At 66.5% G+C, this 10,117-nt stretch carries 13 protein-coding genes; 5 read left to right on the top strand and 8 right to left on the bottom strand.

Features of this window, described 5'->3' with window-relative positions:
• The 3 genes from Q4C89_RS12000 to Q4C89_RS12010 form a co-directional block, all read right to left on the bottom strand.
• The coding region (locus Q4C89_RS12000; protein ID WP_303102863.1) for a cytochrome c oxidase assembly protein at nucleotides 1-659 on the bottom strand (659 nt) is incomplete at its 3' end.
• Between the two features lie 74 nt (nucleotides 660-733).
• Nucleotides 734-1,414, bottom strand: a complete 681-nt coding sequence (locus Q4C89_RS12005; protein WP_303102852.1) for an SCO family protein — start codon at nucleotides 1,412-1,414, stop codon at nucleotides 734-736.
• A 1-nt stretch (nucleotide 1,415) separates the two neighbouring features.
• Complete coding sequence (locus tag Q4C89_RS12010) at nucleotides 1,416-1,970, bottom strand: copper chaperone PCu(A)C (RefSeq protein WP_303102853.1); 555 nt, start codon at nucleotides 1,968-1,970, stop codon at nucleotides 1,416-1,418.
• Between the two features lie 132 nt (nucleotides 1,971-2,102).
• Between Q4C89_RS12010 and Q4C89_RS12015 the strand changes: the two genes are divergently transcribed.
• Nucleotides 2,103-3,107, top strand: a complete 1,005-nt coding sequence (locus tag Q4C89_RS12015) for a substrate-binding domain-containing protein (RefSeq protein WP_303102854.1) — start codon at nucleotides 2,103-2,105, stop codon at nucleotides 3,105-3,107.
• A 22-nt stretch (nucleotides 3,108-3,129) separates the two neighbouring features.
• Here the strand turns inward: Q4C89_RS12015 and Q4C89_RS12020 are convergent, their stop codons facing one another.
• On the bottom strand, nucleotides 3,130-3,771 hold the full coding sequence (locus Q4C89_RS12020; protein ID WP_303102855.1) for an MOSC domain-containing protein: 642 nt from the start codon (nucleotides 3,769-3,771) through the stop codon (nucleotides 3,130-3,132).
• 47 nt (nucleotides 3,772-3,818) lie between these two features.
• Between Q4C89_RS12020 and Q4C89_RS12025 the strand changes: the two genes are divergently transcribed.
• Nucleotides 3,819-4,235, top strand: coding sequence for a hypothetical protein (locus tag Q4C89_RS12025; RefSeq protein ID WP_368493238.1), 417 nt, complete (start codon nucleotides 3,819-3,821; stop codon nucleotides 4,233-4,235).
• Nucleotides 4,232-4,573, top strand: a complete 342-nt coding sequence (locus Q4C89_RS12030) for an RNHCP domain-containing protein (protein ID WP_303102856.1) — start codon at nucleotides 4,232-4,234, stop codon at nucleotides 4,571-4,573. The genes Q4C89_RS12025 and Q4C89_RS12030 overlap by 4 nt, the downstream gene beginning before the upstream one ends.
• A gap of 155 nt (nucleotides 4,574-4,728) precedes the next feature.
• Here the strand turns inward: Q4C89_RS12030 and Q4C89_RS12035 are convergent, their stop codons facing one another.
• On the bottom strand, nucleotides 4,729-5,367 hold the full coding sequence (locus tag Q4C89_RS12035; protein WP_303102857.1) for a hemolysin III family protein: 639 nt from the start codon (nucleotides 5,365-5,367) through the stop codon (nucleotides 4,729-4,731).
• A gap of 142 nt (nucleotides 5,368-5,509) precedes the next feature.
• Here Q4C89_RS12035 and Q4C89_RS12040 point away from each other — a divergent pair, with 142 nt between their 5' ends.
• Nucleotides 5,510-6,172: a YqhA family protein gene (locus Q4C89_RS12040; protein WP_303102858.1), complete on the top strand. Its 663-nt coding sequence runs from the start codon at nucleotides 5,510-5,512 to the stop codon at nucleotides 6,170-6,172.
• Nucleotides 6,173-6,288: 116 nt separating this feature from the next.
• On the opposite strand, the gene guaB is transcribed toward Q4C89_RS12040, so the two are convergent.
• From guaB to Q4C89_RS12055, 3 genes are all read right to left on the bottom strand, one after another.
• Entirely contained in the window at nucleotides 6,289-7,794 is a 1,506-nt protein-coding gene (guaB, locus tag Q4C89_RS12045) for an IMP dehydrogenase (protein WP_303102859.1), read from the bottom strand.
• A 174-nt stretch (nucleotides 7,795-7,968) separates the two neighbouring features.
• Entirely contained in the window at nucleotides 7,969-8,595 is a 627-nt protein-coding gene (locus Q4C89_RS12050; protein WP_303102860.1) for a restriction endonuclease, read from the bottom strand.
• A 63-nt stretch (nucleotides 8,596-8,658) separates the two neighbouring features.
• Nucleotides 8,659-9,330, bottom strand: a complete 672-nt coding sequence (locus Q4C89_RS12055) for an MBL fold metallo-hydrolase (protein WP_303102861.1) — start codon at nucleotides 9,328-9,330, stop codon at nucleotides 8,659-8,661.
• Nucleotides 9,331-9,395: 65 nt separating this feature from the next.
• Between Q4C89_RS12055 and Q4C89_RS12060 the strand changes: the two genes are divergently transcribed.
• Nucleotides 9,396-10,016 carry a YitT family protein gene (locus Q4C89_RS12060; RefSeq protein WP_303102862.1) on the top strand — a complete coding sequence of 207 codons (621 nt, stop codon included), beginning with the start codon at nucleotides 9,396-9,398 and terminating at the stop codon, nucleotides 10,014-10,016.
• The last annotated feature ends 101 nt before the right edge of the window (nucleotides 10,017-10,117 follow it).

Here is a 10,117-nt window from a genome sequence, read left to right on the forward strand (position 1 = left end):
ACCATCATGATCCAGCCGGAATACTGCTGGTTTTGCAGCGGGGTGAGGTTCCACAGGCACAGCGCGTTGACATACGGCGTGTAGAGCACTTTGGGTGCGTAGAGCCACACCGCCGCCACCGACATCATCGGCAGGGCCGAGAGCAAACCGAACCAGCCCCGGCTGCCGATGCCCGCAGGCTGCACGGTGGGCAGCGGGCGCAGCACAACGCCCCAGACCATCAGTGAACTGAGGAGATACAGCAGCGGCAGCAGCGGCGCAGCCGTGTTGCTGACCACACTGGCATTGAAGCCCGCAGGCAGGTTCCAGAAAATGACCACCGCCGTCCAGACCGCCAGCGCCACCCAGGGGTCGAGCAGCCAGCCCAGCACGCGCCCCAGTCCCCCGCGTGGGTCGAGGCGAATGCCCCAGGGCAGCCCCAGCACCAGCAGCGGCGGCACTGCCTCGGCCAGCACCATCAACCGGGCCATGTACAGGGCCATACTCTGTCCGGCGAAACTGTTGGCGCCCGTCTGGGTGGACAGAAACCACAGCACCAGTCCCAGGCTGAACAGCGCCGTCTTCCACCAGGGCCAGCGGGCGCGGCCTTCCGGGGTACGCCGGACGCGGGGCAGCGCAGCGAAGTACGCCCCGGCACTCAGCACCAGCAGCGCCAGCATGGGCCAGTCGGGGGTAAAGGCCAGCAGGTCGCCCCAAGTGGGGTTCAGGTTGATCCCCCCAGCGCCGGGCGCCGTCACTGGCCCTGCTCCAGCGGGTTTTGCATCACGTAGCGCACGTCGGAGAGCACGCGGTCGACTTCACCCATCTGGGTATAGTCCCACAGCGCCCGCAGGCGGCCCGACGAGTCGATCAGGTAGGTGGCGGTGGTGTGGTCCACCTGATAATCCTGCGGCGACTTGACCTCGCTGCGGCGGTAGCCCACGCCGTACGCCCTGGCGACTTCGCTCAGGCGCGGTTCGGGGATGTTGACCGCGTCGCCGCCGCCGAAATAGTCGAGGTACTCGCCCAGCAGTTTGGGCGTGTCGCGCTGCGGGTCCACGCTGACCAGCACCACCCGGAACTTCTCGCGCTCGGCGGGTGTCAGTTTGGCCCGCACCTGATTGAGGTAGGCCAGCGTGACCGGGCAGATGTTGGGGCAGTGGGTAAACCCAAAAAAGACCGCGCTGGTCTTGCCGTCTGGCTTGAAGGTGTAGGGCTGACCGTCGGCCCCCGTGCCGCTGAAGGCCGCCGCGACGGGCGGACTGGGGTAGGCCGTGCCGTAGAAGGGATAGGGCGAGCGGGCGCGGGCGAACAGCCACGCTCCACCCAGCAGCAGCGTGACGGCCACCAGCGCCAGCAGCGCCGAGACGTACCAGGGGCGGCCCTGCGGCGGCGCGGCCTCTGGCAGGGGCGGGGCGTCTTGTGGCAGCGTCATCTCAGGGCTTCCTGACCGTGGCGTTGACGGTCAGGGTGCGTCCGTCGGCGGCCTTGAGGATGAGTTTGACCGACTCTCCTACCTTGAGAGGCCGCTTGAGGCCCATCAGCATCAGGTGGTCGCCGTCGTTGCGAAGGGTCAGTTTGCCGCGTGCCGGCACGACCAGCATCGGCGTCATGACCATGCCCAGCATGCCGTTACTTTTGACCGTTTTCATCAGCATGCCGTGTGCCGCCAGCGGCGACGAGACGCCCACCAGTTTGACGGCCTGGGCGCTGGAGTTGGTCAGGGTCATAAAAGCGCTGGTGTCTTTGATGCTCGGTGGAACGGCGGCGACGGTCGCGCCCTGAACGGTCAGCGGCAGTTGCCCGGCAGAAGTGGTCTTGGCGGGTGTGGCGGTTGCCGCCGAGTGCGCCGAATGGGAAGCCGGGGCTGGGGGGGAATGCGCGGCATGGTCAGCCGGGCCGGTTCTGGTCGCCGTCTGTGCCAGCACACCGCACAGCAGCAGTCCCGCGCAGGCGGCCAGAATGACCGGAAATTTGGGAGAAAGGGTCACGGTGAACTCGTCCTTTGGGCCGGGGAACACTCGGCCCCATCAGCGGGCAGTGTAGGCCGGGGCCGGGGCCGGATTGTCCCCCGCGACGCGGCGCTGGAAGCCGCTTCCATATCCGCGCTATGCTGGCCTGACATGCGCCCCCCCACCATTCAGGATGTGGCCCGCGCCGCCGGAGTCGGGGTCGGCACGGTCTCGCGGGTTCTGAACAACCACCCTTCAGTCAAGGGTTCCACCCGCGAAACCGTCCTGCGCGTCATCACCGAACTGGAGTACACGCCCAATCCCCACGCCCGCCGCATCGCCGGGGGCAAAAGCTACACCATCAGCGTGCTGCTGCCGGTCGTGACCACCGAATTCTATGTGCGGCTGCTCGACGGGCTGGAAACAGCCTTTCAGGACGCCCGCTACGACGTGGCGATTTTTCCGCTGCTCGACCGTTCGCGGCTGGAACGCTATCTGGGGTCGCACACCCTGGCGTATCAGGCCGACGGACTCGTGATGGCGACCTACAACCTGACGGGCATGTTCAACGAGCGCCGACTGCGTACGCAGCAGCCCACTGTGCTGGTGGACGCCTACGGGGAAGGCGTGGACTGCGCCTACATGGACAATCTGGCGGGTGGGCGGCTGGCTGGCGAATATGCCGTGACGCTGCCCGGCACGCTGCACGCCCTCTGGGTCGAGACCGAGTTGGACCAGCTTTTCGTGACCCGCGTCTTCGAGGAGCGGCGCAGCGGTTTTCTGGCGGCGCTACAGGCGGCAGAGCGCCCCCTGGCTGGCGAATACACCGCCGGGTTCGACCCCCACTCGGCACGTCAGGCCGCCGTGACGCTCCTTGACCGAGCGCAGGAAAAAGGCGAACTGCCTTGCACGGTCTTCGCCTCGGCGGACCTGCTGGCCGGGGCGCTGATGGACGAAGCAGCGGCGCGGGGCCTGCGAGTGGGCCAAGACGTGCGCATCATCGGCTTCGACGACCAGCCCTGGGCCGCAGCGCGGAGGTTGACCACGCTGCACCAGCCCGTCGAGAGCATGGGCCATGAGGCCGCCACGCTGCTGCTCTCGCGGCTGGGTGGTTACAAGGGAGCGGCCAGAGCGCGGAAATTCACGCCGCGTCTGGTGGTGCGCGACACGGCGTAGGGGGGCGGCTGCGGCGCTTCTCTTACCCCTGCGCTTTCTTGAGCCACTTCTGAATGTCGGCCCGCAGCCGCACGCCCACGGGCGCTTCCAGCCAGCGCCGCAGCGTTTCAGGGTCGCGTCCGTCGGCGTACCAGGCCGCAAAAATTTCTCCGATGGTCGGGGCGGTGTCGGGGCCAGGGGTGCGCGTCACTTCGTCCCCCTTGCCGATTTCGCCTTCCTGAACGACGCGGGCATAGAACCCAGGGCGGCCCATTGCGGCGAAGCGTTTGACGAATCCGGCATCTTCCATGCGTGCGCCGAGGGTGCTGCAGGGAATACGGGGGGCGGTGACTTCCAGTACGACTTCGCCCAGCGCAAAGCGTTCGCCGACGCGCACGGGGGCCGATTCCAGCCCGCCGACCACCACGTTTTCACCGAAGCTGCCCGGTTCCAGCCCGCGACCCAGCAGTTCTTCCCAGGCGTCGTAGTCCTCGCGGGTGTAGACGTACACGGCCTGGTCGGGGCCGCCGTGGTGCTTGCGGTTCAGCACGTGGTCGCCTTCCAGTCCATCGGCCCCCACCCGCACCCGCCCCGGCACCGGATGCTTGCGGATGCCGGTGACGGTCGTGCGCTGGCCGACTTGCAGGGCGGTGGGCTGACCCACATTCACGCTGATGATTTTCATGGCCTCTATTGTGCCGCCTCACCCGCAATCGTGTTCAAATACGGGGCGTGAGCGTGTCCCCTCCCGAAGTCTCCGCCCCCTCGCCCGTCGCCGTAGGCCGCACCCTGACGCTGGCGACCCTTGTCGGCCTGTTTTTGTTGACGGTGCTGCCCTTCGTGGCGGCGCTGGTGCAGGGACAGGCCAGCGACCTGCTGCGGCATGTCGTTTATGCCCTTGCCACCGCCTTTTTGCTGGCTGGCGTGTGGCGCGGCAGCGTCTGGTCGTGGCGGCTGACGGTGGGCCTGAGCGTCCTGAGCGGGTTTCTGGTGTTCGTGGCGGGCATGTTCGCGGGCAGCGTGAACTGGCAGGGGTGGGTGGTCAGCCTCGCGGGTCTGGGATTTATCGCCTGCGGGCTGCTGCTGGTGGGCCATCCGGCCATTCGCGCCTTTCTGGACACCCGCTGGGCGGCGCGGGGGCGGGCATGACCGGGCGCAAATTCACCGTGCAGGGCACCAACAATTCGTTCATCTGCGGCCACTGCGGAGCCGAGGTGCAACCGCTGCAAAACGGTTCGGTTCGCAACCATTGCCCGGTGTGCCTGCACTCCAAGCATGTGGACGTGATGCCGGGTGACCGCGCCTGCGACTGCCACGGCCTGATGAAACCGGTTGGAGCCGAGCAGAGCGGCAAAAAGGGCTGGGTCATCGTTCACCGTTGCCAGAAGTGCGGCTTTACCGGGCGCAACAAGGCGGCCCTGGACGACCCCCAGCAGCCCGATAGCTGGGACGCACTGATTGCCGTGACCACGCAGCGGCGCGAGTAGAAAGCCCCGTTCAGGGTTCAGGGTGAAGGGGGTGGGGTAGGACGAAGAGGGGATTTTTTCGGATTCGCCCCCGTTGCGACTAAACTTGGATATTCCGAGAGGCAGTCGGTTGTAACAAAAAGGGCCGAAAAACAGGGTGGAAAGAGCAATCGGCTTCAGCGCAGAAAAAACATCATGGCCGTGTGCGCCGCGCTGCCGCCCAAAACGAAGAGGTGCCAGACCTCGTGAAAGCCCCAGCCCCGGTAGCTGCGGCGGGGACGCTTGAGGGCGTAAATCACTGCCCCGACGCTGTACAGCACGCCACCGACCACCAGCCACGCCAGCGCCGCCGGGGGCAGCCCCGCCTGAAGTTGCGGCCAGAAGGCGACGGCCAGCCAACCCAGGGCGACATACAGCAGCGTGCTGACCACCCGAGGCCCGCGCAGCGTCAGCAGCTTGTAGCCGATGCCCAGCAGCGCCAGTCCCCAGATGAGCAGCAGCGCCCCGGTGCGGTGGGTGGCGGGCAGCCCGAAAAACAGCACCGGGGTATAGGTTCCGGCAATCAGGAGAAAAATGTTGGCATGGTCGAGCTTTCGCAGCCACAGGGCCCCCGCTGCCCCCGGCGAGAAACTGTGATAACTCGCGCTGGCGGTATACAGCAGCACCAGGCTTGCCCCGAACACGGCGAAGGGCCACAGCGTCAGCCCCCGCGCCTGTGCCCACAGCAGCAGCGGCCCCAGCAGCAGGCCCAGCCCCGCTCCCGCCCAGTGCGTCCAGGCGTTGATGGGTTCACGGGGCGGGGGAAAACGGTTCACGTCGGGCAGTGTAGGCGGCCCTGAGGCGGGTGACTGTGGCCCTTTGATTTCTGCCAACTGATGCAGGAAAAGGCTTTGCCCTCATTCGGCTAAAGGGTTTGCACCTGAGAACTGCCTGTCAGAGCGCTATAAGATGCCCCCCATGTCTTCTCCTCCCTCCAAGAGCGACTGGTTCAGCGAACTGATTGGCCGTACCCGTTTCGTGGTACTCATTGCCGTCATCGCCGTGTTGCTGGTCGCCTTCAGCCTGTTTTTGCAAGGCACCCTGATCGCGCTGTCCACCATCTACGAAACGTGGCACGAGATGCTGACCAAAGGCGTCAAGAGTCAGTCGGGCACGCTTGCCGTGGAGTTTCTGGAAGTCGTCGGCACCATGCTCAAGGCGGTGGTGTTTTACCTCATCGGCATCGGGCTGTATTCGCTGTTTATCAGGCCGCTGAACCTGACCGCCGCGCTGGGGGTCGAGAGCCTGTCGGACCTGGAGCAGAAGGTCGTGTCGGTAATCGTCGTGATTCTGGGCGTCACCTTCCTGGAACACTTCATCCGCTGGGAAAAACCGCTGGACACGCTGTATTTCGCAGCCGCCCTGGCGCTGGCAGGCGGGGCGCTGGTGCTGTTTCAGAATGTCCACAAGGGGTCGGGCAGCGACTTGCAGCAGCCCCAGAGCAAACTGCGTGCCCGCCGCGAATTGTTCGAGAAAGACCACGAGGGCCGCGAAATTACCGAGGGGGACGTGCGCAAGGCCGAAGCCGCGACCCGGGCCAAGCTCGAAGGAAAAGTGGACCCGGAGGACGGAGCGGGATAAGGAGGATGGAGGATGGGTTCGCTTTGCTGATGGATGATGGAAAAAGACGCCCGAGCTGTCACGCTTAGGCGTCTTTTTCTTTGCCTCATGGCCCAGAGCCCAAGGCCCAAAACTTGTTACCGTCCGCCGTAGTTGGGCGCTTCCTTGGTGATCGTGACGCCGTGCGGGTGGCTTTCGATCAGGCTGGCCCCCGTAATCCGCACGAACTGGGCGCTGTCGCGCAGGGTTTGCAGGTCGGGCGCGCCGCAGTAGCCCATGCTGGATTTCAGGCCGCCCACGAACTGATAGATGACCTCGCCTGCCGTGCCCTTGTACGCCACGATGCCTTCGATGCCTTCGGGCACGAACTTGCGGCTGCCGCCTTGGAAGTAGCGGTCGGCGCTGCCCTGGTCCATCGCGCCCAGGCTGCCCATGCCCCGGTAGCTCTTGTAGCGGCGTCCGTCGCGCAGGATGGTTTCGCCGGGGGCTTCGTCGGTGCCCGCGAGCATGCTGCCCATCATCACCACGTTGGCGCCCGCTGCAATCGCCTTGGGCACGTCGCCCGTCTGCTTGATGCCGCCGTCGGCAATGACCGGAATGCCCGCTTCCATCGCGGCGGCGCTGGCCTCGAAGATGGCGGTGATCTGCGGCACGCCCACGCCCGTCACCACGCGGGTGGTGCAGATGGAGCCGGGGCCGATGCCGACCTTGACCGCGTCCGCGCCCGCCGCAATCAGGTCGCGTGCGCCCGCACGGGTGGCGATGTTGCCCGCGATCACGTCCACGTCGTACTGCTCCTTGACGCGGGAAAGCGCGTTCAGGATGCCCTGGCTGTGCCCGTGCGCCGAGTCGAGCACCAGCACGTCGGCCCCGGCTTGCACGAGTGCGCCCGCCCGGTCCATCAGGTCAGCCGACACGCCAATGGCAGCGGCCACGCGCAGGCGGCCCAGGTCGTCCTTGGCGGCGTTGGGGTACTTGACGCGCTTGGAGAGGTCTTTGATGGTAATCAGGCCGCGCAGGGTGCCGCCTTCGTCGGTGACCAGCAGCTTCTCGATGCGGTTTTGCTTGAAGATTTCGTGGGCCTGCTCCAGCGTCGTTCCCACAGGCACGGTGACCAGATGCTCGCGGGTCATCACGTCTTCAATGCGGGTGTCGAGGTCGTCCACGAAGCGCATGTCACGGTTGGTGATGATGCCGAGCAGCTTGCCGTCGGGGGCGGTAATCGGCACGCCGCTGATCTTGTATTCCCCCATCAGGCGGTCAGCGTCGCGCACGGTGGCGTGGGGCGGCAGGGTGATGGGGTCGACAATCATGCCGCTTTCGCTGCGCTTGACCTTACGCACCATTTCGGCCTGCGCGTCGATGGGCATGTTCTTGTGAATCACGCCGATGCCGCCTTCGCGGGCCATCGCAATCGCCATGTTGGTCTCGGTGACGGTGTCCATCGCCGCCGACACGAAGGGGATATTCAGGCTGATTCGCTTGGTGAGTTGGGCCGTCACGCTGACTTCGTGCGGCAGCACCTGCGAGTGCCGGGGCTGAAGCAGCACGTCGTCGAAGGTGATGCCTTCCTGGGCAAACTTGTACCGGTAGCGGTCTTCCTGACTCTGGGCGGGGGCGGGCTGAGCGGGCGCAGTCGTCATGCACGGGAGTTTAACCCTTTCTTGACGTTTTCGGGCCAGTGGAATGCCAGGTGGACTTTTCTACAACTGGGCGGGCCTTTTTGACCTGATGGGGCAGTGAAATTTACATCCTGTCGGCCCAATGTTCAGGGCGTCCACTCTGGCAGGACACCATCCTTTTTCGAACGTTCGGCCTCAGCCCACCAACGGCAATTCCGGCGGCAGCGGCAGCCCCCGCTCGGCGCAGTGGCGCAAGATATCCAGTTCGCGGGCGGCCCACAGCGCGACCCCGTTGGCCTGGGCCAGTTCACGGGCGGCGCGGGTGTAGCCGGGGCCAGACGTGACGACCAGCGCGTGCTGGCAACCGTACAGCGCCTTACTCGCCACAATCGCCTGCACCGCCCCATTGCCGACGGCGGCGCGGTAGCGCTTGACCTGCACGGCGACGCGCTCGCCCCCCGGTGCGCGGAGCAGCACGTCAGCGCCCTGGTCGGCGCGGCCCCGCGTGGCTTCGGCCTGCCAGCCAGGAAGACGGGAAAACATTTCCGCCACCTGCAACTCGAACTCGCGCGGGGTCAGGCTCGCCCAGCCGGGGGCCGGGGCAGGTTCGGGACGCGGCGCTGGCCTGGGCGGGGAGGGCCGTGACGGAGCTGCCCCCCCAAAAGCCATGAACAGCAGCACCAGCACAAGCACTCCGCCCAGCGGCGCCGCCAGCATCCGCAGAGAAGGCACCGCCGCCGCCGCCACCAGTCCCCCCAGCGTCAGCATCAGCAGTAGGGCCGCGCCCGCAGGGTGTGGAGGGGGAGAGGGAGGCCGCGACATGCAGCGGGCAGAGTAGCGCACGGTAGGCCGATGACATGCCCTTTTTTCGCACCCGGCGGGTCTCTATCCGGCCTGTGGAGCCTCTGGCGGGTCGTCGCGTACAGCCCGTGCCCGCAACTGCGCCGCCGTGATGGGTTCGCCGTGACCGGGCAAAACCGTGTCCAGGTCGAGTTCGGCCAGACCTTTGAGGGTTTGTAGGGCGGTGCGGTGGTTCCAGTTGTACGCCTGCCGGGGCAAATGCGCCTGCCCGCCACGTGAAAGCACCGCGTCCGCCGCCAGCAGCACGCCGCCGCGCCGCAGCCCGATTTGGCCGTCGGTGTGGCCCGGCAGGTGGACGACCTCCCAGCCGCCGACCTCTTCGCCGGGGTGCAGCGTGCCGAGTTGACCCGCCCCCACGCGGGGATGCAGCCGCGACACGGCCCGGCCCAGCGCGGGTTTTCCTGCCGGATAGGGCAACTGGTGGTCCAGCCCCAGCAGCCGCTCATGCTCCAGCGGGTGCGCCAAGACCGGGTAGCCCAGCCGCGCCGCGAGAAAAGCGCTCCCCGCGTGGTCAATGTGGCTGTGGCTGATCACGACGGCCTGGGGGTCGAAGGCCCGCAGCAGCCGCACAAATGTGGGCGCGTGGTTGATGGTTCCCGTGTCGAACAGCACCCGGCCCTGCGGCGTCGAGAGGAGGTAGATATTGGCGTAGAGCGGGAGAAGACCCACGCCCGGCGCGACGGCCCTTAGCTTCAACGCGGCGCCCCACTGACTGACTGACGAATCATGGGGCGCATTTTAACGGTGCTACCCTCGCCCTCATGACTCGACCTGCTGCCGCTTTGCCGTCGTCTTTTCTGGGCCAGGCCGGGCGCTGGTTGCTGCTGCTGGGCGGGCTGCTCTGTTACGGCCTGAGCCTCCGTCTGATGATTGACGCCCATGTGGGGGTTTCGCCCTGGGACGTGTTTCACATCGGCATCAGCCGAAAAACGGGCCTCAGCGTGGGACAGGTCAGCATTCTGGTGGGAGCGGTGCTGGTGGCTTTCACCGCACTCGGCCTGCGCGAACGGGTCGGGCCGGGCACCGTGCTGAACGTGGTTTTAATCGGGCTGGTGCTGGACTGGCTGGCCCCGCTGTCGCCGCATCCGACCTTCTGGCCCTGGCAGTGGGCGCAGTTCGGGCTGGGGCTGCTGCTCATCGGCTTCGCTACCGGGGCCTACGTGAGTGCCGGAATGGGCGCAGGCCCCCGCGACAGTCTGATGCTGGGGCTGAGCCGCGTGCTGGGCTGGCCCGTAGGCCGCATTCGCACCGGGGTCGAACTGGTCGTGCTGCTGCTCGGTACGCTGCTGGGCGGCCCGGTGGGTCTGGGCACCCTGGCCTTCGCGCTGGTGGTGGGGCCGAGCGTGGCGTGGGGGCTGAAGCTGTTTGAACGCTGGCGCTGAGGGGGCGCTGAGGGTCGAGGGGAGAGGGTTGAAAAGAAAAAGCATTCTGGCTGCCTATATCGTTGTCCCTCCAGTTGATGGACTTCCCGGCGGTTGGCTCA

The organism is Deinococcus sp. (genome assembly GCF_030523985.1).
Taxonomy (GTDB): domain Bacteria; phylum Deinococcota; class Deinococci; order Deinococcales; family Deinococcaceae; genus Deinococcus.

Bases quoted from the DNA above. Each gene is read 5' to 3' on its own strand.
- Q4C89_RS12060 (WP_303102862.1), top strand. From the start codon at position 9,396: ATGACTCGACCTGCTGCCGCTTTGCCGTCGTCTTTTCTGGGCCAGGCC.
- guaB (WP_303102859.1), bottom strand. From the start codon at position 7,794: ATGACGACTGCGCCCGCTCAGCCCGCCCCCGCCCAGAGTCAGGAAGAC.
- Q4C89_RS12040 (WP_303102858.1), top strand. From the start codon at position 5,510: ATGTCTTCTCCTCCCTCCAAGAGCGACTGGTTCAGCGAACTGATTGGC.
- Q4C89_RS12050 (WP_303102860.1), bottom strand. From the start codon at position 8,595: ATGTCGCGGCCTCCCTCTCCCCCTCCACACCCTGCGGGCGCGGCCCTA.
- Q4C89_RS12015 (WP_303102854.1), top strand. From the start codon at position 2,103: ATGCGCCCCCCCACCATTCAGGATGTGGCCCGCGCCGCCGGAGTCGGG.
- Q4C89_RS12005 (WP_303102852.1), bottom strand. From the start codon at position 1,414: ATGACGCTGCCACAAGACGCCCCGCCCCTGCCAGAGGCCGCGCCGCCG.
- Q4C89_RS12030 (WP_303102856.1), top strand. From the start codon at position 4,232: ATGACCGGGCGCAAATTCACCGTGCAGGGCACCAACAATTCGTTCATC.
- Q4C89_RS12020 (WP_303102855.1), bottom strand. From the start codon at position 3,771: ATGAAAATCATCAGCGTGAATGTGGGTCAGCCCACCGCCCTGCAAGTC.